The 25,995-nt window shown below is 65.1% G+C and carries 25 protein-coding genes and 1 tRNA gene; 13 read left to right on the plus strand and 13 right to left on the minus strand.

The window, feature by feature from the left end; translation table 11 throughout:
* Window positions 1–5 precede the first annotated feature (5 nt).
* From GR167_RS03300 to GR167_RS03315, 4 genes are all read left to right on the plus strand, one after another.
* Window positions 6–662: a glutathione S-transferase family protein gene (locus GR167_RS03300; protein WP_160972023.1), complete on the plus strand. Its 657-nt coding sequence runs from the start codon at window positions 6–8 to the stop codon at window positions 660–662.
* Window positions 663–672: 10 nt separating this feature from the next.
* Window positions 673–1,530 carry a beta-keto acid cleavage family enzyme gene (locus GR167_RS03305; protein ID WP_160972024.1) on the plus strand — a complete coding sequence of 286 codons (858 nt, stop codon included), beginning with the start codon at window positions 673–675 and terminating at the stop codon, window positions 1,528–1,530.
* Between the two features lie 317 nt (window positions 1,531–1,847).
* Window positions 1,848–3,476 carry a methyl-accepting chemotaxis protein gene (locus GR167_RS03310; RefSeq protein ID WP_160972025.1) on the plus strand — a complete coding sequence of 543 codons (1,629 nt, stop codon included), beginning with the start codon at window positions 1,848–1,850 and terminating at the stop codon, window positions 3,474–3,476.
* 333 nt (window positions 3,477–3,809) lie between these two features.
* Complete coding sequence (locus GR167_RS03315) at window positions 3,810–5,408, plus strand: methyl-accepting chemotaxis protein (protein WP_235915830.1); 1,599 nt, start codon at window positions 3,810–3,812, stop codon at window positions 5,406–5,408.
* A gap of 88 nt (window positions 5,409–5,496) precedes the next feature.
* Here GR167_RS03315 and GR167_RS03320 read toward each other — a convergent pair.
* Window positions 5,497–5,572, minus strand: a tRNA-Ile gene (locus GR167_RS03320).
* A 266-nt stretch (window positions 5,573–5,838) separates the two neighbouring features.
* Here GR167_RS03320 and GR167_RS20345 point away from each other — a divergent pair.
* Complete coding sequence (locus tag GR167_RS20345; RefSeq protein WP_268894211.1) at window positions 5,839–5,961, plus strand: hypothetical protein; 123 nt, start codon at window positions 5,839–5,841, stop codon at window positions 5,959–5,961.
* A 35-nt stretch (window positions 5,962–5,996) separates the two neighbouring features.
* The gene (locus tag GR167_RS03325) at window positions 5,997–6,332 is read left to right on the plus strand and encodes a TfoX/Sxy family DNA transformation protein (protein WP_160972026.1); all 336 of its coding nucleotides are present in this window, start codon (window positions 5,997–5,999) and stop codon (window positions 6,330–6,332) included.
* Window positions 6,333–6,335: 3 nt separating this feature from the next.
* Here the strand turns inward: GR167_RS03325 and GR167_RS03330 are convergent, their stop codons facing one another.
* The 4 genes from GR167_RS03330 to GR167_RS03345 form a co-directional block, all read right to left on the minus strand.
* Window positions 6,336–7,088, minus strand: a complete 753-nt coding sequence (locus GR167_RS03330) for an SDR family NAD(P)-dependent oxidoreductase (protein ID WP_212769819.1) — start codon at window positions 7,086–7,088, stop codon at window positions 6,336–6,338.
* Between the two features lie 108 nt (window positions 7,089–7,196).
* The gene (locus tag GR167_RS03335; RefSeq protein ID WP_160972027.1) at window positions 7,197–8,321 is read right to left on the minus strand and encodes a leishmanolysin-related zinc metalloendopeptidase; all 1,125 of its coding nucleotides are present in this window, start codon (window positions 8,319–8,321) and stop codon (window positions 7,197–7,199) included.
* Window positions 8,322–8,542: 221 nt separating this feature from the next.
* On the minus strand, window positions 8,543–8,965 hold the full coding sequence (gene ndk, locus GR167_RS03340) for a nucleoside-diphosphate kinase (protein ID WP_160972028.1): 423 nt from the start codon (window positions 8,963–8,965) through the stop codon (window positions 8,543–8,545).
* A gap of 97 nt (window positions 8,966–9,062) precedes the next feature.
* Entirely contained in the window at window positions 9,063–10,256 is a 1,194-nt protein-coding gene (locus GR167_RS03345) for a multidrug effflux MFS transporter (RefSeq protein WP_160972029.1), read from the minus strand.
* A 140-nt stretch (window positions 10,257–10,396) separates the two neighbouring features.
* On the opposite strand from GR167_RS03345, the gene GR167_RS03350 reads away from it, so the two are divergent.
* Both GR167_RS03350 and GR167_RS03355 read left to right on the plus strand, forming a co-directional pair.
* On the plus strand, window positions 10,397–12,247 hold the full coding sequence (locus GR167_RS03350) for an ABC-F family ATP-binding cassette domain-containing protein (RefSeq protein WP_160972030.1): 1,851 nt from the start codon (window positions 10,397–10,399) through the stop codon (window positions 12,245–12,247).
* Window positions 12,248–12,481: 234 nt separating this feature from the next.
* Window positions 12,482–12,913, plus strand: a complete 432-nt coding sequence (locus tag GR167_RS03355) for a DUF302 domain-containing protein (protein WP_160972031.1) — start codon at window positions 12,482–12,484, stop codon at window positions 12,911–12,913.
* Between the two features lie 34 nt (window positions 12,914–12,947).
* Here the strand turns inward: GR167_RS03355 and GR167_RS03360 are convergent, their stop codons facing one another.
* Window positions 12,948–14,306 (minus strand): MFS transporter, encoded by a 1,359-nt coding sequence (locus GR167_RS03360; RefSeq protein WP_160972032.1) that lies wholly within the window; start codon window positions 14,304–14,306, stop codon window positions 12,948–12,950.
* A gap of 138 nt (window positions 14,307–14,444) precedes the next feature.
* Here GR167_RS03360 and GR167_RS03365 point away from each other — a divergent pair, with 138 nt between their 5' ends.
* A complete protein-coding gene (locus GR167_RS03365) occupies window positions 14,445–14,903 on the plus strand; it encodes a DUF2267 domain-containing protein (protein ID WP_160972033.1) in 459 nt (152 codons plus the stop codon).
* A 40-nt stretch (window positions 14,904–14,943) separates the two neighbouring features.
* The gene (locus tag GR167_RS03370; protein ID WP_212769820.1) at window positions 14,944–15,564 is read left to right on the plus strand and encodes a MarC family protein; all 621 of its coding nucleotides are present in this window, start codon (window positions 14,944–14,946) and stop codon (window positions 15,562–15,564) included.
* A gap of 41 nt (window positions 15,565–15,605) precedes the next feature.
* Here GR167_RS03370 and GR167_RS03375 read toward each other — a convergent pair whose 3' ends face one another.
* The gene (locus GR167_RS03375) at window positions 15,606–15,875 is read right to left on the minus strand and encodes an usg protein (protein ID WP_160972034.1); all 270 of its coding nucleotides are present in this window, start codon (window positions 15,873–15,875) and stop codon (window positions 15,606–15,608) included.
* 192 nt (window positions 15,876–16,067) lie between these two features.
* Here GR167_RS03375 and gyrA point away from each other — a divergent pair, with 192 nt between their 5' ends.
* Both gyrA and GR167_RS03385 read left to right on the plus strand, forming a co-directional pair.
* Complete coding sequence (gyrA, locus tag GR167_RS03380) at window positions 16,068–18,800, plus strand: DNA gyrase subunit A (RefSeq protein WP_160972035.1); 2,733 nt, start codon at window positions 16,068–16,070, stop codon at window positions 18,798–18,800.
* Between the two features lie 3 nt (window positions 18,801–18,803).
* On the plus strand, window positions 18,804–19,208 hold the full coding sequence (locus GR167_RS03385; protein WP_160972036.1) for a DoxX family protein: 405 nt from the start codon (window positions 18,804–18,806) through the stop codon (window positions 19,206–19,208).
* A gap of 8 nt (window positions 19,209–19,216) precedes the next feature.
* Here GR167_RS03385 and GR167_RS03390 read toward each other — a convergent pair whose 3' ends face one another.
* The 4 genes from GR167_RS03390 to GR167_RS03405 form a co-directional block, all read right to left on the minus strand.
* Window positions 19,217–19,684 (minus strand): MAPEG family protein, encoded by a 468-nt coding sequence (locus GR167_RS03390; RefSeq protein ID WP_160972037.1) that lies wholly within the window; start codon window positions 19,682–19,684, stop codon window positions 19,217–19,219.
* A gap of 58 nt (window positions 19,685–19,742) precedes the next feature.
* Complete coding sequence (locus GR167_RS03395; protein WP_160972038.1) at window positions 19,743–21,218, minus strand: carboxypeptidase M32; 1,476 nt, start codon at window positions 21,216–21,218, stop codon at window positions 19,743–19,745.
* 1 nt (window position 21,219) lies between these two features.
* Window positions 21,220–22,362 (minus strand): heme A synthase, encoded by a 1,143-nt coding sequence (ctaA, locus tag GR167_RS03400; RefSeq protein WP_160972039.1) that lies wholly within the window; start codon window positions 22,360–22,362, stop codon window positions 21,220–21,222.
* A gap of 76 nt (window positions 22,363–22,438) precedes the next feature.
* Window positions 22,439–23,185 (minus strand): RNA methyltransferase, encoded by a 747-nt coding sequence (locus tag GR167_RS03405; protein ID WP_160972629.1) that lies wholly within the window; start codon window positions 23,183–23,185, stop codon window positions 22,439–22,441.
* Between the two features lie 191 nt (window positions 23,186–23,376).
* Here GR167_RS03405 and GR167_RS03410 point away from each other — a divergent pair, with 191 nt between their 5' ends.
* A complete protein-coding gene (locus GR167_RS03410; RefSeq protein WP_160972040.1) occupies window positions 23,377–23,997 on the plus strand; it encodes a thiamine phosphate synthase in 621 nt (206 codons plus the stop codon).
* Window positions 23,998–24,034: 37 nt separating this feature from the next.
* Here GR167_RS03410 and lpxB read toward each other — a convergent pair whose 3' ends face one another.
* Window positions 24,035–25,189, minus strand: a complete 1,155-nt coding sequence (lpxB, locus tag GR167_RS03415; RefSeq protein ID WP_160972630.1) for a lipid-A-disaccharide synthase — start codon at window positions 25,187–25,189, stop codon at window positions 24,035–24,037.
* Window positions 25,189–25,995, minus strand: a complete 807-nt coding sequence (locus GR167_RS20235) for an LpxI family protein (protein ID WP_160972041.1) — start codon at window positions 25,993–25,995, stop codon at window positions 25,189–25,191. Before GR167_RS20235 ends, lpxB begins: the two co-directional genes overlap by 1 nt.

The raw sequence follows: 25,995 nt of genomic DNA on the forward strand, positions 1-25,995 counted from the left end.
CCTGAATGCTGACACTGTGGCATTGCGAAGACGCACGCAGCTTCCGCCCGCTTTGGGCGCTGGAAGAACTTGGGCTGGACTATGAGCTGAAAATGCTGCCCTTCCCGCCGCGCTTTTCCCGCAAGGATTATTTCGCCGAAAACCCGCTGGGCACGATCCCGCTGCTGGTCGATGGCGACACGCGGATGACCGAAAGCTGCGCCATGCTGGAATACCTGTCGCTGCGCCACGCTCAGGGCCGTCTGGCGGTTGCCCCCGATCACGCCGAATTCGGCGCCTACCTGAACTGGCTGCACCATGGCGAGGCGACGCTGACATTTCCGCAGACGATCTACCTGCGCTATTCCCGGATGGAACCCGAAGAGCGCCGCCAGCCGCAGGTGGCTGAGGATTACCGGCTGTGGTTCCTGGCCCGGCTGAAGCTGCTGGAACCCACCCTGTCGGACGGGCGCGAAACGCTGCTGCACACGGGCTTCACCATGGCCGATATCGCGGTTGGCTACGCGATCGAGCTGGCGCTGCATCTGGGGCTGCGCGACGACCTGCCGCCCGAAACCCTGCGCTGGTTCGACGGGCTGACCGCGCGGCCCGCCTACCAGCGCGCCAAGGCCCGGCAAAGCGCCGGGGCCGAGGCCGAAAACCTGCCCCCGATGCCGTTCTGAAAGGCCCGACATGTCAAAGGCGATCCTGACCTGCGCGCTCAACGGCGTGCTGACCGACCCCGCCCAGCACCATATCCCGGTCACCCCCGAAGAAATGGCGGCCGAAGCGAAACGCGCCTATGACGCCGGCGCCAGCGTCATGCATATCCACCTGCGCCAGCAGGGTGCGGGCAAGGGCCACCTGCCCAGCTGGGATATCGACCTGTCGCGCGAGGTGCAGCAAGCGATCCGCGATGCCTGCCCCGGCGTGATCATCAATCACACCACCGGCGTGGTCGGCCCCGACTACCAACCCGCCTTGGACGTGGTGACGGCCACGCGGCCGGAAATGGCCGCCTGCAATGCCGGGTCGCTGAACTATCTGAAGATCAAGGCAAACGGCGATTGGGCCTGGCCGCCGATGCTGTTCGACAACCCGGTCGAGAAGGTGCAGGATTTCATCGACGCGATCGAGGCCGCGGGCGCGATCCCCGAATTCGAATGTTTCGATACCGGCATCGTGCGCAGCGTCGGCATGTACCGCGCGGCGGGGATGTTTTCGGGCACCGCGCAGATGAATTTCGTGATGGGCGTGGCCTCGGGCCAACCAGCGCGGGCCGACCTGCTGCCGATCCTCGCCGATCTGGCCCCCGAGGACAGCCGCTGGCAGGTCACCGCCATCGGCCGCGCCGAAATCTGGCCACTGCACCGCAAGACGGCCGAACTGGGCGGCCATCTGCGCACCGGGCTGGAAGACACGTTCTACCTGCCCGACGAGGCCAAGGTGAGCTCGAACGGCGCGCTGATCGAGGCGCTGGCCGCCACCGCGCGCGACGCGGGACGCGACGTTGCCAGCCCCGACGAGGCGCGCGCGATCCTCGGGATCTGACCCGCACGCCCCCGGCCCGGGCCTAAAAATCGCGACATCATAACCAGATAGCTTGCATTCTTTGAGCAAGCCCCGCCGAAATGCGGATATTTTTTAAGCGATTTCAAAAGCCACCTGAAAAAAACACCTTTCGGTTACAACCCTAACCTTCCCCGCCGTTTTGAGAATCGTGCCACAGCGTTTGGAACGAAACATCATGACATCACGGACAAACCGCCCCCCATTCCGTGCAGCGCATTTTCGAGTGTCCAGACGCCATTTTGAGCCCGCCAAATTCATTTGAAACCCCACCCCAACCCGATCGGACGACAGACCCCATGCGTTTCACAATCAAATCCCGCCTGATCCTGACCTTCCTGTTGCTGACCGCCTTCCTGGTCGGCACCGGGGGGCTGGCGCTTTACGACATGCGCCACATGAAGCAAAGCAGCGAAACCATCGTGAACGAAAACTTCGCGACGCTGCGCGAGATCGACAACCTCGCCAAGCTGCAGGGCGCCATCCAGATGCGCATCCGCACCTATATGCAGGTGCAGGACAAGGACCAGCGCAAGGCGCTGGAACAGGAAATGAAGGACATCCAGTCCAGGCAAAGCAAGCTGGTGGTCAGCGCCTTGAAGGACGCGAGCCCGGAAAAGAAAAAGACCCTGCTGAAATATTTCGAGGTGAAGGGCGAAATCGAAGGCGTCAACAAGAAGGTGATGGAGGCGCTTTTGTTCAACAAGACCGCCGACGCCACCGCCCTGCTGATCGAAAAGGGCGCGCCGCTCGAAGCGCGGATGGATGAGATGATCGCATCGGTGCTGGACAGCGAAACCGCCAAGATGAACGCGGCGGTGGCGGCGTCGGAAAAGATGTACCAGCAGGCCCTGACCATCCTGGCGGGCAGCATCGCGGCGGCGATCCTGTTCTCGCTGATCTCGGCGGTGCTGATCCTGCGGGTCATCGGGCGCGGGCTGACCCAGGCCATCGCGCTCAGCCGCGACGTGGCGGCGGGCGATCTGACCCGCACCGCGGACCACGCCCAGAAAAACGAAATGGGCGACCTGCTGGACAACCTCAACGCCATGGTGCTGACCCTGCGCGGCACCGTGTCGGACGTGTCCACAAGCGCCGACAACGTCGCCGCTGGCGCCGGGCAGATGGCCGATACCTCGGTGGCGCTCAGCGAAGCGGCACTGAAACAGGCCGAAGCGACCGAGGAAGCATCGAGCGCCGTCGAACAGATGAGCGCCAATGTGGAACAGACCGCGCAAAACGCGCTTGAAACCAGGGACATGGCGTTGAAATCCGCCACCGGCGCGCGCGATAGCGGGGCGGCGGTGAAGGACGCGATGGCCAGCATGTCGACCATCATCGAACGTATCCAGGTGGTGCAGGAAATCGCCCGCCAGACCGACCTCTTGGCGCTGAACGCGGCGGTCGAAGCGGCCCGCGCGGGCGAACATGGCCGCGGCTTCGCCGTGGTGGCGTCCGAAGTGCGCAAACTGGCCGAACGCAGCCAGGAAGCGGCGACCGAGATCGGCCAGCTGTCCGGCGGCACGGTGAAGGCGGCCGACCGGGCGATGCAGATGCTCGACGCGCTGGTCCCCGACATCGAACGCACCGCCGAGCTGGTCACCGGCATAACCGCCGCCAATGGCGAGATTTCCATCGGCATGACCCAGATCAGCCAGTCGATCGGCCAGCTCGACGCGGTCACCCAGGAAAGCAACGCGTCCTCCGAGGAACTGTCTGCCACCGCCGAGGAACTGTCGGCCCAGGCCGGCGCGCTGAAGGACACCATCGGCACCTTCATCCTCGAGGAAGGGGCGCGACCGGCCAACACCGACGCCGATCCCGAAGCGGCGCAGGACGTGCTGGCCGATCTGGACCTGAGCGCGGGAGAAGACAGCGAAGAGGCCGATTTCACCCCGCTGAAACGCGCGGGCGCCGACGCCGCCTGATCCCTAGATCATCATCAAAATGCAGCGCGGCGGCCCCTCCGGGCCGCCGCTTTGCGTTCCGGCCGGAAGCGGGCCGGAAGCGGTTGAAGTCGGGCCGATGCAAACGGCCTGTGAAACTTTGATGAAATGACTTCCCCCGCGCTACAAAGCGCCCGGTCGGGGACGTTCAGGGGATCAGGTCACAACCCCTCGGAGCGGCCCAGCCATGCCCTCTCATCCAAACTGCCAGCCCGGCCTCCCGCTGCACGGTTCGCCCTGCGGCGCCAAACGCTGTGACCCTTCCCTCGGAACCCTGTTCCACTCCTCCCCGAGACCGACAACGCGAGAAACCCCATGCGTTTTACCATCAAATTCCGCCTGATCCTGACCTTCCTGCTGCTGACCGCCTTCCTGGTCGGCACCGGGGGCTTGGCGCTTTATGAACTGCGCTACATGAAGCAAAGCAGCGAAACCATCGTGAACGAAAACTTCGCCACCCTGCGCAGCATCGACCAGCTGTCCAAGCTGCAGGCCGGCATCCAATCGCGGGTCCGCAATTACCTGCTGATCATCGACACCGGCCAGCGCAGCGCCCTGAAGTCCGAAATCAAGGCGATGCAGGCCGAACAGGACGATCTGATCCAGCACGAACTGGAAACCGCCACCCCGGCCAAGACCGAGATCCTGAACGAATATATCGGGCTGAAGACCGAAATCGACGCGCTGAACAAGAAGGTGATGCAGATGCTGATGTTCGGCAGCACCGCGAAAGCGGCAAATCTGCTGATCGAAAAAGGCGCGCCACTGGATGCGCGGATGGAAACCCTGATCGACACCGTTCAGGGCAACGAGAGCGCCAAGATGAACGCCGCTCTTGCCGCGTCCGAAAAGATGTATCGGCAGGCCTGGAGCGTTCTGGCCGGGGTGATCGCCGCGGCGATGCTGACCGCGCTGGTGTCGGCCACCGGCATGCTGCGGCTGATCGGGCGCGGGCTGACCCAGGCCATCGCGCTCAGCCGCGACGTGGCCGCGGGCGATCTGACCCGCACGGCGGACCACGCGCAGAAAAACGAAATGGGCGACCTGCTGGACAACCTCAACGCCATGGTCGTGACCCTGCGCGGCACCGTGTCGGACGTGACAACCAGCGCCGATAACGTCGCCACCGGCGCCGGGCAGATGGCCGATACCTCCGTGGCGCTGAGCGCTGCCGCGCTGAAACAGGCCGAAGCGACCGAGGAAGCCTCAACCACCATCGAACAGATGAGCGCCAATATCGGCCAGACCGCGCAAAACGCCGAGGACACCAAGGAAGCGGCCCTGACATCCGCCGCCCGCGCCCGCGACAGCGGCGATGCGGTGCGCCAGGCGATGGACAGCATGTCCACCATCATCGAGCGCATCCAGGTGGTGCAGGAAATCGCCCGGCAAACCGACCTTCTGGCGCTGAACGCGGCGGTCGAGGCCGCCCGCGCGGGCGAACATGGCCGCGGCTTCGCGGTGGTGGCCTCCGAAGTGCGCAAGCTGGCCGAACGCAGCCAGGAAGCGGCGCGGGAGATCGGCCAGCTGTCGGGCGGCACGGTTCAGGCCGCCGAAAAGGCGCGCCACATGCTCGACGAACTGGTGCCCGAGATCGAACGTACCGCCGACCTGGTCAGCGGCATTTCCAGCGCCAATGCCGAAATTTCCGCCGGCATGGGCCAGATCAACCAGTCGATCAACGCGCTCGACGCGGTGACGCAGGAAACCAACGCCTCGTCCGAGGAACTGTCCGCCACCGCCGAGGAACTGTCGGCCCAGGCCGGGGCGCTGAAGGACACGATCGGCAGCTTCACCATCAAGGCCGAGGCGAAGGCATCGCAAGCGGCAGCGGCAGAAGACGCGGCGCCGGAATTCCCCCTGAACGCGGAAACGGAAGACGCCCCCGATTTCACCCCGGCCAGGGCCGCCTGATCAAGCACATACCGGCGCGGCGGCCCCGTCGCCGCGTCCGCCCTGCGGGCGCTGCGCTTGCGGTTCAAAAAGGATCTGGCGGAAGGATTGGTAGGCCCGGCAGGATTTGAACCCGCAACCAAAGCGTTATGAGCGCTCTGCTCTAACCGTTGAGCTACAGGCCCACCTTGCAACCTGATTAGGCGCAGCGTTCCGAACCGTCAAGCCGCTTCGCCACCGGCGCGCGGGCAAGGCCCGCCGCCCTGCCCGGAACCAAGCTGCGGGGGGCCGTTCGAAAGGCTGCCCCGCCATCCTTTCCGGCATGGAAATGCCCGAATTTGATCCCTTTTCCCCCATAGGCAGGCCGAAAATTCTTCCTAAACCGGGCGTAGGATTCTGTAAGGCCCGGGTTTTCCTTCGCCCCGGGCCAGACATCGAAAGGAGTACCAGTATGGCAAGTTCCAAACCGCCGAACCAACCCAAGGACACCCCGGCCCAGCCGCCGCAACCCGCGCCGCAGGGCGCCGCCCCCGACAAGGATCACCCGGTGTTCCCCGATTACGCCAGCATCTGAGTGACCAACGCCGCGATCCGGGCTAGGCTGGGTGCATGACGCCCGTGAGTTCGATCCGCAATCTCGGCCCCGCCGTGCAAGAGGCCTGCGCCCGCGCCGGTATCCGCTCGGCCGAGGATCTGCGCGCGCTCGGGCCCGATACCGCCTATGCCCGCCTGATCGCCGCCGGCACCCGCCCCCATTTCATCGGTTATTACGCCATGGTCATGGGGCTGCAGGGACGGCCCTGGAACGATTGCCAGGGCAAGGAAAAGGACGACCTGCGCGCCCGGTTCGACGCGATCAAGGCCGCCGCTGCGCCCGGTAAATCCCCGCAATCCGAGATCGAGAGAGTTCTCGACGAAATCGGCGTCATCGAGAAGCGGCGCTAGCCCCTAGACCCGCAGCGCGGGCAGCCCTACCCCGGTGCTGTCGAACCCGCCATCGGCGGCGATCACCTGCCCCGTCACATAGCTCGCCTTGTCCGAACACAGGAACACGATCACGTTGGCGATCTCCTCCTCGCTGCCATAGCGATTGAGCGGGATCGCGTCGTGATAGGCGTCGATGATTTCCTGGCTGTGCACCGCCATCGCCAGCTTGGTGCGCACCGGGCCAGGGCAGACGCAATTGGCGCGGATGCCGTATTCGCCCAGCTCCGCCGCCTGCTGCTTGGTCAGCTGGATCACCGCCGCCTTGGAGGTGCCGTAAGCCACCCGCAGGGTCGAGGCGCGCAGGCCGGAAATCGACCCGATATTGACGATCGCCCCCTTGGTTTGCCGCAAAGCCGGTGTCGCCGCCTGGCTGCACAGGAAGGTGCCGTCGAGATTGGTCGCCATCACCCGCCGCCACATGGCGAAGTCGCAGTCCTCGATAGGCCCGAATTCGGCCACGCCCGCGTTGTTGACCAGCGCGTCGATCCGCCCGAACGCATCCAGCGTGTCGGCGATGATCTGCGCCACCTGGTCGGGGTCGGAAATGTCATAGGGCAGCGCCTTGGCCCGGTCCCCCAGCGGGGCCATCGCCCGGTCCAGTTCTTCCCTATCACGGTCGACAAGCGCGACCTGCCAGCCCATGCCCAGAAACTGCTTTGCCGTCGCCAGCCCGATCCCCCGGGCCGCGCCGGTCACGATGGCGCATCTTTCCATGATATTCCTCCCTCTTTCCGGCGCAGGCTACTGGCTTGGTTTTCCGCAGGAAAGGAAAAAGGCCGCGCCCCGGGGCACGGCCTTCGATAAATCACCCTGCCCGCCGGATCAGGCGAACAGCGTCCCGTTGATCGCCGACAAAGGATCGCTGCCGGTCAGGTCGCCCGCCGCGAAGGGATTGTCGAGATAGGTGTCGTATCCCATGTCCTCCAGCGCGGCGACCGTCATCTCGGACAGGTAGTTCGATGCGTTGATGTACCCGGTCATGATTTCCGACCCAAAAGCCGCCTCGTCCCAATGGCCGCCCGCGGTGCCCGGGCCGCCATCCATCTCGACCGGAACGCCGCTGGCGGTGCCGCCCGAAAGCGCCACGAAATCGGTGTTGTAGACCTCGGTCGCCATCGCCCCTGTGAACGACAAATCCTGGGTCGCGATCGACCCCGAGGTCAGCCCCATCAGGTCCCACATCGTGCCGAAGCCGATCGTGTGCAGCATCTCGTGGAACACGATGTCGTCGAAAAGGCCCAGCCCATCGAAATCTTCGGCATCGGCCACGTCGAATTGCATGATCCCCGCCACCGGCAGGTAATCGGCGGTGCGGTACACCGTCGGCCCGGCCTGGCCCAGGATGCCGCCCGACCCGTCGATATCGGACAGTTCGGCGGTGATGGTGATGTCATCGGTCGCGTAAGCCCCGCCGATGATGTCGGCCACGTCGCCCAGGATGATCGAGCTGATGGCATCGGCCGCGGTGACGAAAGCGTTCTGCAGCGCGGCTGTCCAGCTGCCGTTGAACACGATCTCGATATTGTAATCCGACCCGTCGGCGCTGCTGACATAGCTGTCGAGCAATCCGGTATCGCCGCCGCCGGAATTCCCGCCGCCCTTGCCACCGCCATTGCCGCCGCCGCCCTTGCCGCCGCCATCGGACCCGCCGCCTTTGCCACCGCCGACGCCGTCGGGCTTGGCCCAGGCTTCGGTATCGATCCGGTCGATCTCGGCGGGTCTCAGGCCGGCCGAATAGCTCGGCCCCTGCCAGCCCTGCCAGTCGTCGCGCAGTGCGCGGACGACTTCGAATGCGTCGCCGCCCGGCTCTGCGGGATCGTCCAGCCATGAAAACGTATCGCTGAACAGATCGGCCAGATCGAAGGCGTCGACCGGGCTGCCGCCGTCAGGGGCGTCGTTGCGTCCAAGTTGGTATTGCGAGTGGAATAGGTCTGGTTCGAAGGCCATGCGTTGTCTCCTCTGTCATCCCCACGTCACCCAGGATGTCCGAGAATACCGCCTTTGTCGCCCCGCCCAAAGGGATGCGCGCCCGATCGAAGGTTCGGGCGGGTTTTGCGAAGGAATATGTCGCCGCAGCGCGAACAATAGCCGCCTTAACCCCTTATTAATGAAAAAGCCGCCGCAGGGTGTCCCTGCGGCGGCCTTTGGAAATCGGTTCGGAAGGTGGCTTAGCCGACCAGTTCCAGACCCGAGAAGAAGTAAGCGATTTCGACCGCTGCGGTTTCTTCTGCGTCCGAACCGTGGACCGAGTTTTCGCCGATCGACAGGGCGAATTCCTTGCGGATGGTGCCTTCGTCGGCTTCGGCCGGGTTGGTGGCGCCCATCACTTCGCGGTTCTTGGCGATGGCGTTTTCACCTTCCAGAACCTGCACGACGATCGGCTCGGATGCCATGAATTCGCACAGTTCGTCGTAGAAGGGACGCTCGGCATGGACGGCATAGAACACGCCGGCCTGCGCCTTGGTCAGGTGGATCCGCTTCTGCGCGATGATGCGCAGGCCTGCGGCTTCCAGCTTGGCGTTGATGGCGCCGGTCAGGTTGCGCTTGGTGGCGTCGGGCTTGATGATCGAGAAAGTGCGTTGAATGGCCATGGTCATGTCCTCGGTTACCTGGCGCCGGACGCGCGGGCCCGGCGGTATGAAAATCGCCGCCCCACTAACACGCGTCACACGGTTTGAAAAGAAGCAATCACGCCGTTTGCGGGCGTCTTTCCAGCCCGCGCACCGCATAGGCCGCGATCACCCCGGCCAGGCTGGAGGCCGCCATCGCGCCGAGCAGCACATAGACCCCAAGCGGCCCCACCACCAGCGCGCTGACCAGCGGCGTCAGCGCCGCCCCCACCGCCAGCGTCAGCGTGCCCGACAGGCCCGAGGCGCTGCCCGCCAGCCTTGGCGCCACCGACATCACGCCGACATTCGCCCCCGGCAGGGTCAGCCCGTTGCCAAAGCCCAGCATGACCGCGCCACCGAACAGCACCGCCGGGTGGAACAGCCCCACAGCCAGCAGCGCCATCGCTCCCACGGTGCCCGCCAGCGACGCCCAGCGGCCCGCCAGGATCATCGCCATGGTGCCCAGCCGCGGCCCCAGCCGGGTCGACACCAGGTTGCCGACCATGAACCCCACCGCCGTCGCGCCCATCATCAGGCCCAAGGCGCTCGGGCTCAGCCCGAAGGCTTTTTCGCCCACCTGCGGCGCGCCCGCCAGATAGGCGTAGAAGCCGCCGATGGAAAAGATCAGGCAGCCGCAATAGGCCCAGAACAGGCCGGAACGCAGCAGCTCCGGATAGCTGCGGAACTGGGCGCGGAAACTGTTCTGCGGTGTCAGGTTGGTTTCGCCCAGGTCGACCCAGCTCAGCACCAGCAGCGCCGCGCCGGAGACCGCGAAGACCCAGAAATTCGACCGCCAGCCGAACAGGTCGCCCAGGGCCCCGCCCAGCACCGGCGCCAGCAGCGGCGCCAGCGCCATCGCCGATCCGACCACCGCCAGAAGCCGCGTCGCCTCGGCCGGTTCGGCCACGTCGCGGATCACCGCGCGCGACAGCACCATGCCCGACACGACGCCCGCCTGCAGCATGCGAAAGCCCAGGAAGACCCAGATATCGCCCGCCAAGGCGCAGCCGACCGAGGCCAGGGTGAACACCGCCAGCCCGGCCAGGATCACCGGGCGCCGCCCCACCATATCCGACACCGGCCCCATCACCAGCTGCAGCACCGCCGACACCGCCAGGTAGCCGCCGATCGACAGCGACACGACCGAATAGGGCGCGCCGAAATCGGCCGCGATCCGGCTCAGCGAGGGCAGGAACATGTTCAGCGACATCACCGAAAGCGATGTCAGCAGGATCAGCGTCAGCAGACGCGGTTTCGACCGGGGGGCGTGCATGGGAATTCCGTTAACAGGTTAACGTAATCAGGATACGCCTCTGCGCCGCAGCATGCAAGGCGATGCGCGCAGCGACACTGCGCCATTCTAAATTGCCGCGCCCGATTGACAGCCCCCCCCCCCTCTGGCACTCCGCCATCATGTTGCGCATCCAAGACCTCTCCTATTCCATCGAAGGCCGCCCCCTGTTCGAGGGCGCCTCGGCCACGATTCCCACCGGCCACAAGGTGGGCCTGATCGGCCGCAACGGCGCCGGCAAGACGACGCTGTTCAAGCTGATCAAGGGCGACCTGCATGCCGATGGCGGATCGATCTCGATACCCGCCCGCGCCCGCATCGGCGGCGTGGCGCAGGAAGTGCCGGGCAACGAGGTGTCGCTGTTGGACACGGTGCTGGCCGCCGATACCGAACGCGCCGCGCTGATGGCGGAATCCGAAACCGCCACCGACCCGGGCCGCATCGCCGACATCCAGACCCGTCTGGCCGATATCGACGCCTGGAGCGCCGAAGGCCGCGCCTCGTCGATCCTGCGCGGGCTGGGATTTGACGCTGAGGAACAGCGGCAGCCCTGTTCGGCCTTTTCGGGCGGCTGGCGGATGCGGGTCGCGCTGGCCTCGGTGCTGTTCGCGCAGCCCGATTTCCTTCTCTTGGACGAACCGACCAACTATCTCGACCTCGAAGGGGCGCTGTGGCTGGAAAGCTACCTGGCGAAATACCCGCATACGGTGATCATCATCAGCCACGACCGCGATCTGCTGAACCGCGCGGTGGGCTCGATCCTGCATCTCGAAAACCGCCAGCTGACCTATTACACCGGCCCTTACGATCAATTCGCCCGCCAGCGCGCCGAACAGCGCGCGGTGCAAGCGGCGCAGGCCAAGAAACAAGAAGCCCGCCGCGCCCACCTGCAAAGCTTCGTCGACCGGTTCAAGGCCAAGGCGTCGAAGGCCAAGCAGGCGCAGTCGCGCGTCAAGATGCTGGAAAAGATGGACACGATCCGCGCGCCCGAGGATGCCGCGCGCACCGTCTTCACCTTCCCTGAACCCGAGGAACTGTCGCCGCCGATCATTTCCACCGAGGACGTGTCGGTCGGTTACGACGGGCACGTGGTGCTGAGCAGGCTGAACCTGCGCATCGACCAGGACGACCGGATCGCGCTTCTTGGCAAGAACGGCCAGGGCAAATCCACCCTGGCGAAACTGCTGTCGGACCGGCTGGACCCGATGCAGGGCAGGATCGCGCGCTCGTCGAAACTGCGCATCGGCTTCTTCGCCCAGCACCAGGTCGACGAACTTTATGTCGACGAAACCCCGATCCAGCACCTGCAGCGCGAATTGCCCGGCGAACATCCCAGCAAGCTGCGCGCGCGGCTGGCGGGCTTCGGGCTGATGGCGGAACAGGCGGAAACCGAGGTCGGGCGTCTTTCTGGCGGGCAGAAGGCGCGCTTGTCGCTGCTCTTGGCCACCCTGCCCGCGCCGCACCTGCTGATCCTTGATGAGCCGACCAACCACCTGGACATCGAAAGCCGCGAAGCGCTGGTCGAGGCGCTGACCGCCTATTCCGGCGCGGTGATCCTGGTCAGCCACGACATGCACCTGCTGTCGATGGTGGCCGACCGGCTGTGGCTGGTCAAAGGCGGCGCGGTGACGCCCTATGAGGACGATCTCGACGCCTATCGCAAGATGCTGCTGCAGGCCGACCAGCCGCCGAAAGTCGAAAAGCCCAAAGCCGCGCCGCCGCCCAAACGGGCCAGCCGCGACGAAATCCTCGCCCTGCGCGCCGAGGTGCGCAAATGCGAAGAGCGCATGGGCAAGCTGACCGAGATGGACAAGAAGCTGCAGACCCGGCTGGCCGACCCGACGCTGTTTTCCGAACGCAAGGGCGAAGCGGTGGTGCTGCAGAAGAAATACGCCGAGCTGCGCGAAGCGATGGACCGCGCCGAGGCGCTGTGGATGGACGCGCTGGAAAAGCTGGAAGCGGCGGAAAGCTGACCCCCTTTCCAATGCGGGGGCGGCCCGACGCGGCCCTCCCCGCCAAACACGGCAAAAGACCGTTTCGATCCGCCGTTTGCCGAAACGCAACGGCGGACTATTTCATTGGGTGAGCATCAAAACACGTGACATGCCCCGAACCGCCCGCGCTGCGGCGGTACGGGCCGAAATGGGTCATGCGGCTTGCGGGGCGTCGGTGGCGTTGAAGCTCGTTCACTTACCAGGGAGGATACGATGAAACGCTTTGCTGTAACCCTCGCCGCCCTGACGATGGCGGCGCCTGCATTCGCCGAGGGCGTAACGACCTACCCCACCGACGCCAGTTTCGAGGATGCCGCCTTCGCGGTCGAAAGCGCCATCGTCGGGCGCGGGCTGGTCGTCGACTATGTCAGCCATGTCGGCGCGATGCTGGAACGCACCGGGGCCGATGTGGGCAGCGACGTGAAGCTGTTCGATGCGGCGGATGTGTTCCTGTTCTGCTCGGCGGTCACGTCGCGCAACGTGATGGAAGCCGACCTGATGAACATCGCCTATTGCCCCTATGGCATCTTCGTGGCCGACAAGGACGGCGAAGTGATGGTGGGTTATCGCAACTACCCCGAGGGCGCCATGCAGGAGGTCCAGACCCTGCTCGACGAGATCGCCAAGGAAGCTGTCGGGAACTGAACCTGCCGCTGCGGTCGTCTGGCCGCCAACCGGTCTAGTCTTCGCGTCCGGGGACCTTTTCCCGGGGCTCCCGCTCTGCCGCGGCGTCATGATCCGCGCTTGCTTCGGCCGCCTCCGGTTCGGAGCCGGCAGGCGTTTCCCCTGCTTCGAGCGGCTGATCCTCGTCCTCGCCGCCCGCAAGTGCCGCCGTTTCCGGCGTGGCAAGGCGCCCCGGCACAGTGATCTGGAACGCGGATTTATCCGTGGCGGGCACGGCGGCGCTGCGCCCGATCCGCCAGATCGTGTAAACGATCATCAGGACATGCGCGGCAATCGTCGTCAGGAACAGCCCGCGCGGGCCGATCCCGGACATCATGACGCCTGCGATCAACGGCCCGATGATCGACCCGAAGCCGAAGATCATCAGCAGCCCGCCGGAAACCTGGATCGACGATCCGGGCGGCGCATGGTCGTTCGCATGGGCGACGATAATCGGATACATCGCGAAAATCGCGGCACCGAAAACGCCCACCAGAACGAGGTTTTCCATGCGTCCCTCGGGCGCGAGGAGGACAAAGGCCAGGTCGGCCGCAAGCGCGACGATGGCTGTCGCAACCAGCACCTTGCGCCGGTCGAGCCGGTCGCTGGCAAACCCGATCGGCATCTGCGCCAAGGCCCCGGCCAGCACCGGGATACTCGCGAAAAGCGCGATCGCCGTCAGCGTAAGCCCCACCCGGTCGGCGTACACAGCCGCGAGCGTTCCGAAGGACGCGTTTGAAATGCCAACCAGAAAGACCGCGACCACCGCCACCGGCGAATTGCGCCACAGCGCGCGCGGTTCCAGCTTGACGGAAACCAGAGGCGTCGGCGAGGCGGATGTCGACAGCGCCGTGGGCACCAGCGCCAGGCAATAGACGATCGCGGCAATGGCGAAGAACATGAACCCGGAGGTGTCGCCAAGCGAAATGGACATCTGCCCGGCGGTCACCGCCGACAGGTTGACCATGGTATAGACGCCCATGACCGTCCCGCGCGTGTTCGGCTGAACCCGGTCGTTCAGCCAGGATTCGACGATCATCGCGGCCCCGGCAAAACAGAAACCGGACACCGCGCGCACCACGATCCATGCCCAAGGTTCGACGATCAGGGCCTGCAGCAGGATGGAAACGGCGGCAAAGGCGCTCATCACGCCGAAGGTCCGGATATGCCCGACGGCGCCCACCAAACGCGGCGCGATCAGGCATCCGGCGACATAACCGATCGCCCAGCCGGTTCCGAGCAGGCCCAGAGAGCTTGCCGAAAACCCTTCGGCAGATCCGCGCACCGGCAGGATCAGACCATGAATACCACCGGCAAAGAGCAACAGCCCAGAGCCCAGTAGCAGTGCAGAAATCGGAACGAGTTGCTTCATCATGCCGGCAGGTTAGCAAGTTCGCCTGAAATGAGAAGTTCCCTAATCAGAATAATGCACTAACCAGGCACCGATGCCTCTCTCTTGCGCTCCTGGCCGCGTTGCCGCCAAATACCGGCACCGGACGCAAGGAGCCCGCCGATGCCGATGCCCTGGACCTATCGCCATGCCAGCCGCGAATGGCGCGCGTTCCTCGACGATGCGCGCGATGCGATGGGGCTGGAAACCGACAACCTGGCCTATACCGCGATCCAGGGCGTATTGCAGGCGTTCCGCCGCCGGCTGACGCCGCAACAGGCCGTCGATTTCGCCCAGGTCCTGCCCACCGTGCCGCGTGCGATCTTCGTCGCCGATTGGGAGTTCAGCGACACCCCCGCCGCCCCCCGCACCCGCGCCGACTGGACCGCCGAGGCCAAGGCGCTGCGCCCCGATCACAACCTGACGCCCGACAATTGCGTCGAGGCCACCGCCATCGCCCTGCGCAAATCGGTGCGCCGCGACGACCTGGAACGGGTGCTGGCCGCCCTGCCCGCATTCGCCCGCGATTTCTGGGACACGCCGTCGGTCGATCCGGCCACGCTGGGGCCGCGGATCGTCTAACCCCTTGCGTGTGCGGGGTGTTCCGCGATACCGAAACATCATGGATACCGCATTTCTCATCACCGGCTTCGTCACGCTTTTCGTGATCATGGACCCGATCGGGCTGACCCCGGTCTTCGTTGCCCTGACCCAGGGCATGCCGCCCGCCAAGCGCCGCAGCATCGCGCTGCGCGGCTGCCTGATCGCCGGTCTGCTGCTCAGCCTGTTCGCGCTCGGCGGCGAGGCGGTGCTGGGTTTCGTCGGCATTTCAATGCCCGCCTTCCGCATCGCAGGCGGCATCCTGCTGTTCCTGACCGCTTTGGACATGCTGTTCCAGCGCCGCACCAAGCGGCGCGAGGACCAGGCCGAGGAAGAAGACCACCACGACGACCCGTCGGTGTTCCCGCTGGCGATGCCGCTGATCGCGGGGCCGGGATCGATCGCCACGATGATCCTGCTGGCCGGTCAGCATCCGGGCGTTGCCGGTTTCGCCATGGTGGTGGGCATCATGCTGGCGGTTCTGGCGATCGCGTTGCTGCTGTTCCTGTCGGCCGGGCTGCTGGAACGCGCGCTTGGCAAGACCGGGATCAACGTGGTGACCCGGTTGCTGGGGATGCTGCTGGCCGCGCTGTCGGTGCAGTTCGTGCTCGACGGGCTGAAAGCCTTCGGCTTCGCCTCCTGAGGCTTTGGAACGCCGCGAAATCCGCCCCGGGGTTCCGCCCCTCAGTGCAGGGTGAATTCCCCCACCACGTTGCGCCACTCGCCCGGTTCAATCATCTTGCGGTGATTGAACCGCACCGAATGCAGCGGCCCGTCGATTTCGCGCTGCCAGAACTCGATGAATTCGAACAGCCGCGGATGATCCGGGGCAAGGTCGTAATCCTGCCAGACGAAGCTGTTGAGCACATGCACGTGATCGGGCATGTGATAGAAGAATTCGGCCGTGGTCAGCCCGTAGCCTTTCAGCATCAGTTCGGTTTCGGATAGCTCCATTTTGCACCTCTTCTTGAACGCTCGTAAGAAGAGGCTAGCACGGTCATTTTAATTCCCAAAGAAAACAATATGTTAGCAGGTATCGGCGACTGCTGCCAACCGCAGGGGCAACCACCCATTGCACCCCATATCATGGCTCTGATATAAGTCGTGTCACAAAATATAGACAAACAGACAGAGCGGTTTACCCCAGTGAGCGATACGCCAGAAACCCCTGAAAACGAAGACAAAAACACGCCCGAGCGCGCGGTCTACGAAGGCCCCAGCGTTTCCATCACGGACGAGATGAAATCTTCCTATCTCGACTACGCGATGAGCGTGATCGTTTCCCGCGCGATCCCCGATCTGCGCGACGGGTTGAAACCGGTGCACCGGCGCATCCTCTATGCCATGCACGAAACCAACAACGGCCACGACAAGCCGTATCGCAAATCGGCCCGTCCGGTCGGCGACGTGATGGGTAAATACCACCCCCACGGCGACTCTGCGATCTACGACGCGCTGGTGCGGATGGCGCAGGATTTCTCGATGTCGCTGCCGCTTCTGGACGGTCAGGGCAACTTCGGTTCGATGGACGGCGACAGCCCCGCCGCCATGCGTTACACCGAGGTGCGCATGGACAAGCCGGCGGCCTACCTGCTGAACGATATCGACAAGGAAACCGTCGATTTCCAGGACAACTACGACGGCAAGGACCGCGAACCCACCGTCCTTCCGGCGCGCTTCCCCAACATGCTGGTCAACGGCGCGGGCGGTATCGCGGTCGGCATGGCCACCAATATCCCGCCGCATAACCTGGGCGAAGTGATCGACGCCTGCCAGGCGCTGATCGTCAATCCCGATCTCAGCTCGGAAGAACTGATCGACTATATTCCCGGCCCCGATTTCCCCACCGGCGGCACCATGCTGGGCCGGTCCGGCGCGCGCAAAGCCTACCTTGAAGGCCGCGGCAGCGTCATCATCCGCGCCAAGACCCGGGTCGAGGAAATCCGCCGCGACCGCTACGCCATCATCATCGATGAAATCCCCTACCAGGTGAACAAGTCCTCGATGATCGAAAAGATCGCCGAACAGGTGCGCGACAAGAAGATCGAAGGCGTCGCCCACGTGCAGGACGAATCCGACCGCAACGGCGTGCGGGTGGTGGTCGAACTGAAACGCGACGCGACCCCCGAAGTGGTGCTGAACCAGCTGTACCGCTTCACCCCGATGCAGACCTCGTTCGGCTGCAACATGCTGGCGCTGAACGGCGGCCGTCCGGAAACGCTGACCCTGCGCCGGTTCCTGACCTGCTTCCTCGACTTCCGCGAAGACGTGGTGGCACGGCGCACTGCCTATGAACTGCGCAAGGCGCGCGAACGCAGCCACATCCTGTGCGGTCTGGCCGTCGCGGTCACCAACGTGGACGAAGTGGTCGCCACCATCCGTTCCTCGGCAGACGCGGCGGAAGCGCGCGAAAAGCTGATGACGCGCCGCTGGCCCGCCGCCAGCATCGCCGAATACATTCAGCTGATCGACGATCCGACCCACAAGATGAACGACGACGGGACCTATAACCTGTCGGAAACCCAGGCCCGCGCGATCCTCGAACTGCGGCTGCAGCGCCTGACCCAGATCGGGGTCAAGGAAGTCACCGACGAGCTGCAGGAACTGGCCGCCAAGATCCGCGAATGCCTGGAAATCCTGGCTTCGCGCGAACGGATCATGGGCATCATCTCGGACGAACTGGCCGAGGTTAAGGATCAATTCGCCGTGCCGCGCCGGACCGAAATCGTCGACTGGTCGGGCGACATGGACGACGAGGACCTGATCGAACGCGAAGACATGGTCGTGACGGTCACCTCCGGCGGCTACATCAAGCGCACGCCGCTGGCCGATTTCCGCGCCCAGCGTCGTGGCGGCAAGGGGCTGTCGGGGATGCAGACCAAGGAAGAGGACGTGGTCACCACCCTCTTCGTGGCCAATACCCACACGCAGCTTTTGTTCTTCACCACCGACGGCATGGCCTACAAGCTCAAGACCTGGCGCCTGCCGCAGGGCGGCCGCACCTCGAAGGGCAAGGCGATCGTCAACATCCTGCCGATCCCGACCGGCGTGTCGATCGCGGCGATCATGCCCGTCGACCGGCCCGAGGACGAATGGGCCGACCTGCAGATCGTGTTTGCCACCAGCGCCGGCGACGTGCGCCGCAACGCTTTGTCCGACTTCACCAACGTGATGCGCAACGGCAAGATCGCGATGGACCTGCCCGAAGGGGTGGAACTGGTCAACGCGCGCATCGCGTCGGAAGACGACGACGTCATGCTAGTGACCAATTCGGGCCGCGCGATCCGCTTCCCCACCACCGATGTGCGTGTCTTCAAGGGCCGCAAATCCACCGGGGTACGCGGCATCCGTCTGGGCGACGAGGACCGCGTCGTGTCGATGTCGATCATCCGCCATTTCGAAGCCACCCCGGAAGAACGCGCCGCATACCTCAAGATGCGCCGTGCGGTGGCCGGTCTGGCCGACGATGCCGAGACGGACGAGGAACAGATCGAAGGCTCGATCACCCAGGAACGCTATGCCGAAATGTCGGCGGTGGAAAACCTGATCTTGACCATCACCGAAGGCGGCTCGGGCAAGCTTTCCAGCTCGCACGACTACCCGGTGCGCGGCCGCGGCGGCATGGGCGTCACCGCGATGGACAAGGCAATGCGCGGCGGCGAACTTGTCGCCTCCTTCCCGGTCGAGATGGACAACCAGATCATGCTGGCCACCTCCAAGGGGCAATCGATCCGGGTGCCGGTGGATGGCATTTCCTTCCGCTCGCGCTCGGCCGGCGGGGTCAAGGTGTTCAACACCGGCAAGGGTGAAGTCGTCGTATCGGTCGCCCGTATCGTCGAACAGGACGAAGACGAGGGCGAGGAACAACAGGAAAGCTGATTCATGGAAAACCTGGCCGCCCGGTTCGACGCCCCCCTGACGCTGCTCGCACGCGTGCTGATGTCGGTGTTGTTCCTGATGGCCGGGTTGGCCCAGATCGGTGATGTGCGCGGCTTTGCCGAAGGCTTGGCGCAGGACGGCGTGCCGATTGTTCTGGGCGGGCTGGTGTTCTGGTTCCTGATCATCAGCGGCTTTCTGATGCTGATCGGCGCGGCGACCCGCTGGGTCGCCCTGGCCCAGGCCGGGTTCTGCATGTTGTCGGGGCTGCTGGCCTATAGCGATCTGGCCCAGCCCACCGACATGACCATGCTGCTGAAAAACATCTCGCTGACCGGCGGATACCTGGTGATGGCCCTGCACGGGCCGGGCCGCTATTCGGTCGATGCCTGGCTGGCGAAACGCGGCTGAGGCGCCTTTCAGCCCAGCAGAACCACCAGCGCATGCAGCGCCATGTAGATCACGATCAGCGACCCGACGGTGTAGAATGTCGCCCGCACCTCGTGGTTTTGCTTGCTCAGATAGGCCCAGGCGTGCAGCGCGCGGGCCAGAACGAACCCGTACATCGTCACCTGCGCCAGCCATAGCGGCGGCGCGGCAAAGACGAACAAAAGCCCCGCCATCCAGAACCCGGGAATGTTTTCCAGATCGTTGCGATGCATCCGCCGCGACCGGTCGACGTAATCGCTGACCTCGAGTTGATCGTCATGCGGATGGGGGTTCAGCGCGCTCTGGCGCAGATCCTCGGGATTCACCATTCCCCCCCAACCGCTTTTCATCATCCGGTAAACGGTCAACCACCCCTGCCCCATCAGCTTCAGAACCATCAGGGCGGCGGCAATCGCGTAAGTGACGAAAACCGGGTTGTCAGGCGTCAGGTATTGCATGTGCTATCCTCCGTTCGCCGCAGGATAGCACAGATGCGTTCAGCCCCCTAAGCCCGTGTTACAGCCGGTAAATCCCGGCGAACTTGGCTTCCAGATAGTCCAGCAAAGGCTCCGGCCCCGGCGCGATGCCGCTGGCGCGTTCCACCACCTCGGCAGGCTCGTAAAGCCCGCCGTGGGTCTGCAGGTTGTCGCGCAGCCACCCGGTGGCCGGTGCCAGATCGCCCGCCGCCAATTGGCCGTCCAGCCCCGGCACCGCCCCGCGCAGCGCCTGGTACAGGCAGCCGGCATAGACATTGCCCAGGGAATAGGTCGGGAAGTAACCGAACAGCCCCACCGACCAATGCACATCCTGCAGACAGCCGTTCGACGGCTTGTCGACCGCATAGCCGAAATCGGCCGCGAACCGGTCGTTCCACGCCGCTTCCAGGTCGTAGACATCCAGATCGCCCTGCATCAGTGCGCGCTCCAGATCGAAGCGCAGCATGATATGCAGGTTATACTGCACCTCATCCGCCTCGGTGCGGATGTATCCCTCATGCACCCGGTTGACGGAGCGGTAGAATTCCTCAGCCTCCGCAATGCCGAAATCGCCGAATGCATCCTTCATCTGACCGAAAAGCCAGCCGGTGAAGGCCTGGCTGCGGCCCAGCTGGTTCTCGTAAATCCGGCTCTGGCTTTCATGCACGCCCATCGACACGCCGCCGCCCAGGGGCGTCAACAGATAGGCGTCGTCGATATTCTGCTCGTAACAGGCGTGACCGACCTCGTGGATGGTCGAATAGATGCAGTTGAACGGATCGAGCTCGCTTGTGCGGGTGGTGATCCGCACGTCATGACCCGACCCGGAACTGAACGGATGCACCGCCTTGTCGATCCGCCCGTGATGCAGGTCATATCCGAAGGTGGTGGCCAGCTTCGCGGTCAGCGCCATCTGCTTGTCGGCCGGGAAATGCCCCTCGACCGCCTTGGGCGCTTCCGCCGCCAGCACCGCCTCACGCAAAGCCACCAGCCGCGGGCGCATCGCGCCGAACATCGCGCCCAGTTCGGCGGCGGTCATTTCCGGCTCGTAATCGTCGATCATGGCGTCATAGACATCGCCGCCATCGGCCAGCGCCTCGCCCTCGCGGCGCTTCAGGCCCACGACCTTTTCCAGCACCGGCAGGAAGGCGGCAACGTCTTCGTCCGCCCGCGCCTGTGCCCATTGGCCCTGCGCCTTGCTGGTCACCTTGGCGATTTCCACCGCCAGGTCGGCGGGCACCTTCATCGCCCGGGCGTAGGATTTGCGGATATGGCGCATCTGCGCCTGCCCGACCGCATCCAGCCCCTTGTCGTCGATCGCCGCCAGCCACTCGGCCATGCGCGGATCGGTGCGCCGCGCATGCAGCACCTTTTCCATCGCCGCCATTTCGTCCGACCGCTGGTCGGCCGCGCCGCGCGGCATCATGGTTTCCTGGTCCCAGCCCAAGCGGCCGGCCACCTGCGCCAGCGCCATCGTGTCGCGCTGGAATACCATCAGATCGTCAAATGCACTCATCTCATGCCCCCCGGATCGACGTGACTTTGGGATAACCGCTCATGAACCGCGCCCGCAGCACCAGCACCCAGACCATGACGGCCACCACCTGATGAGTGATCGCCACATGCGCCTGCACCCCCGAAAACAGCACATAGATGCCAAGGCTCACCTGCCCCATCACCGCGATGAAGGCGGCGGTGAAGGCCGCCCGCGTCGCCGCATGGGCCGATTTGCGCCCCTTCAGGAAGGCCATCACCGAATAGGCCAGCAGCAGGTAGGCCACACAGCGGTGAATGAACTGCACCAGACCGGGATTTTCAAAGAAATTGCGCCAGATCGGCGTGATGTCGAAGGCGCCCGGCGGCACCACCTGATCGCCCATCAGCGGCCAGTCGGTGAAGCTTTGCCCGGCATCGATCCCCGCCACCAAGGCACCCAGCAGGATCTGGATAAAGGCCAGGTGCAGCCAGCCGGTGGAAATCCCCCACAGCTTGCGTTCGCTAGAGCGGCGCGCCTGCATCAGATCGCGTTCCTCGCGGCTCAGCTGGAACACGTACCACGCGATGAAGCCCAGGATCACGAAGGCCAGCCCCAGGTGGGTGGCCAAACGGTAGCTGGCAACGTCCAGCATCGACCCCTTCAGGCCAGAACTCACCATCCACCAGCCCACGGCGCCCTGCGCACCGCCCAGGGCGCCGATCAGCAGCAACCGCTGGGTCCAGCCCGCCGGAATCTGCTTTGCCACCAGGAAGCCGAAGAAACCAAGCGCCCAGATCAGACCGATCACCCGGCCCAGCTGCCGATGGCCCCATTCCCACCAGTAGATCTGTTTGAAATCGGACAGTTCCATCCAGCTGTTCTGCAGCTGGAATTCCGGGATCGCCTTGTACTTGTCGAATTCTTCCTGCCAGGCGGCCTCGGTCATCGGCGGCAGCGCGCCGGTAATCGGCTTCCATTCGGTGATCGAAAGCCCGCTATCGGTCAGCCGGGTCAGCCCGCCCACCGCGATCATCGTGACCACAAGCGCGAACAGTACGATCAGCCAGGCGCGAATGCCCTTGCGCGCGCCGCGCTTTGTGGCGTCGATCATGCCGCCCTTCGGTTCCACCCTGGCCGCGGATTCGCTGCCAACCTCTTCGAAAATATTGCGTTTCTGGCTCATGCTGCCCTCCGGTTCCGGCGCAGAATATGGCGCGGTCGGGCCCGGGCGCAAGTGCGTCGCCCTGCCCTTTTCGATCTTAGTCCTGACGGTCTTTCCAGCGCACCATCTGGCGCAGCATGCCGTGGAACATCTGCACATCGGCGCGGGTCAGCGGCATCCGGCTCCACAGGTTGCGCAGGTTGACCTTCATCCCCTCCGCCTTGGCCTCGGGGAAGAAGAACCCGGCTTCGTCCAGCCGTTCCTCGTAATGCTGCGACAGCTTTTCCACCTCGATGGCGCTGGCCCAGTCGGTCTTCGCCATCTCGACACGCTCGTGTTCGATCTCGACCGATTGACGGCGCCATTCGTAAGCGGTCAGCAACACGCATTGCGCCAGGTTCAGGCTGAAGAATTCCGGGTTCACCGGCACGGTGATGATCGCATTGGCGCGCGCCACGTCCTCGTTTTCCAGCCCGGCGCGTTCGGGGCCGAACATCACGGCCACCTTTTCACCGGCGGCGATCTTTTCGCGCGCCAGCTCCATCGCCTTTTCCGGGCTGTAGACCGGCTTGGTCAGCCCCCGCCCCCGCGCGGTGGTGGCGAAGACGAAAGTGCAGTCGTCCAGCGCCTCGGCCACCGACCCGTAATGCCCCGCCTCGTCCAGCAGGCGCCCGGCGCCGCTGGCCATCGCGACGGCCTTCTGGTTCGGCCAGCCGTCGCGCGGTTCCACCACCCGCATCCGGTCGAGCCCGAAATTCCACATCGCGCGGGCGGCGCCGCCGATATTTTCGCCCATCTGCGGGCGCACCAGAACGATTGCAGGCTGCGGCACGGCGCTTGGCATGGTCATCTCCGAAAAATCCACCGCCCGCTGATAATCCAGCCCCGGCACCAATCCAACCCCCCGCCGCTTCATCTTGGCAAAAATACCCATATTCCAACGCCGCAGATCGCACTGCCGGTGCCGTCTGAGAAGTAGCCAAGCGGAACAAACCCCTGTATAGCGTCGCGGAAGACCGCAAAAGGAGCCGGATCATGGCCGAGATCGAGCAGCCGCAAATCTATCTGATCACCCCGTCGGAGTTCGAATTGTCGGACTTCCCGAACCGGCTTGCCGCGGTGCTGGACGCGCATGAAATCGCCTGCGTGCGCCTGGCGCTGGCCAGCCATGACGAAGACCGCATCTCGCGCGCCGGCGACGCGCTGCGCGAAGTCACCCATGCCCGCGACGTGGCGCTGGTGATCGAAAACCATATCCTGATGGTGGAACGGCTGGGGCTCGACGGCGTACACCTGGCCGACGGGTCGCGGCTGGTGCGCAAGACGCGCAAGGCGCTTGGTGCCGACGCCATCGTCGGCGCCTTCTGCGGCGCCTCGCGCCATGACGGGATGAACGCGGGCGAAGCGGGCGCCGATTACGTCAGCTTCGGACCCGTCGGCGCCACCGATCTGGGCGACGGCACCGTAGCGGAAACCGAGCTGTTCCAGTGGTGGTCGGAAATGATCGAGGTGCCGGTGGTGGCCGAGGGCGCGCTGAACGCCGACACCATCCGAACCCTGTCGCCCTTCACCGATTTCTTCGGCATCGGCGACGAGATCTGGAGCCAGGACGACGCCGCCAAGGCGCTCACCGATCTGAAAACGCATTTCGCTTGAGACTGACGGCGCGTTTCCCGGCCCGGGAAACGCCCTCTCAGCCCGGCAACCGCTTCAGAACCGCCTTTGCCGCGCGCAGCCCCGGCGCCTCGCCGCCCTTGCCGAGCCGTTCCATCGTCAAGGCCATCGCCGCGCGCTGATCGCCGGGATCGTCAAGCACCTGCAACACTGCCTCGGCGATCGGCCCGGGCTGGCAATCTCGGCCCACGAATTCCGGCACCGTGCGGGTATCGCTGACCAGGTTGACCAAGGTCACCGTGTCCACCTTCAGCATCCGGCTGATGATGATCCGGCTGATCAGGCTCATGTCATAGGCGATCACCATCGGGGTATCGCTTGCCGCCAGTTCCAGCGACACCGTACCCGAGGCCGCCAGCGCCGCGTCGGCCGCCGCAAACGCCGCCGCCTTGAGCCGCTTGTAGTCTTCCGGCGCCATCCCGCGCGGGTCCAGCACCAGCGGCGCGACCGGCCAGTCGGCCACCGCGGCGCGCACCAGGTCGGTCACGTTGCCGGTGGTCGGGATCACCGGTCGGATATCGGGCCGCTCGGCCACGATGCGCTTCAACGCCTCGCCGAAGACCGGCGCAAGCCTCGACACCTCGCCCCGTCTGCTGCCCGGCAGCACCAGCAGCACCGGCGCATCGCCCAAGCCCTGTTCGGAGCGGAACGCCGCCGCCTCGTCCGCCGTCGCCACCCGTTCGGCCACCACCGGGTGGCCGACGAAATCGCAGTCCATTCCGGCCGCTTCCATATAAGGCGGCTCGAACGGGAACAGCGCCAGCACATGGTCGATCACACGCGCCATCTTTTCCGCCCGCCCGGCGCGCCAGGCCCAGACGGTGGGAGCGACGTAATGCACCGTGCGGATGTCGGACACGGCCTTCACCCGCCGCGCCACGCGCAGGGAAAAATCGGGGCTGTCGATGGTGATCAACACGTCGGGCTGCGCCGCGACCACGGCCTCGGCCGTCTGGTTGATCCGGCGCATCAGGTGGCGGTATTTCGGCAGGATCTCGGCGATCCCCATCACCGACAGCTCATCCATCGGGAACAGGCTTTCCAGCCCTTCTTCCTGCATCAGCGGCCCGCCGATGCCCTGAAACTCGACCTCTGCCAGCTCCTTCAGCCCCGCCATCAAAGCCGCGCCCAGCTTGTCGCCCGACGCCTCGCCCGCGATCACGAAGACCCGGATCACAGCACCCGGCCCATGATGAAGATACCGGCCTGTTCCGCCGCCGCGACGGTTTCGGCGCGTTCCAGGATCAGCACCTGTCCGGCCTGCAACACGATCCCCGCCAGCCCGGCCTTTTCGGCCCGCGCCACCGTGTCGGGGCCGATGGCGGGCATATCGACGCGCAGGTCCTGACCGCGTTTCGCCGCCTTGACGAAGACGCCCCGCGCGCCCCGTCGCAGCGCGGCGGGCGTTTCGGCCACGGTACCCAGCATGAAATCGGTGCCCTGCACGGTTTCCACGCCCAGGCACAGCCCGCCCGCCACGACGCAGCCCTGCCCGACATCCACCGGCGCCAGGGCGTTCAGGATATCGGCGCCGCGATCGGCGTCGGCCATTTGTTCGTCGGTGGGTTCCGGCCCGGCCAGCAGCCCTTCTTCGGCGGTCAGGCCCGCGACCAGGTCATGCGCGCCAACGACCTCGAAGCCTTGTTCCTCGATGATCGCGATGATCACCCGCAAAAGCGCATCGTCGCCGCCGTGCATCGCCGACAGCAGGCGCGGCGCCAGCGAAATCATCAGCGGATCGAAGGCCGAGGCATCCAGCGGCGGACGCGACATCGACCCGGCCATCACCACCCGGGTGACGCCCATTTCTTTCAGCGCGTCGAACAGCCCGCCCAGTTTCTCGAACGCATGGACATGCAGATCGCCGCTCATCCGGTGCGGCACGCCGTCGAAAACGACCTTGACCGCATCCGGGTGCGCGGCGGCGATTTCCACCGGCAGGCCGCCATTGCCCGCAAGGATGGCCAGACGCCCCGGCAT

This window comes from Thalassovita mangrovi (assembly GCF_009857745.1).
In the GTDB taxonomy this organism is placed as follows: domain Bacteria; phylum Pseudomonadota; class Alphaproteobacteria; order Rhodobacterales; family Rhodobacteraceae; genus Thalassobius; species Thalassobius mangrovi.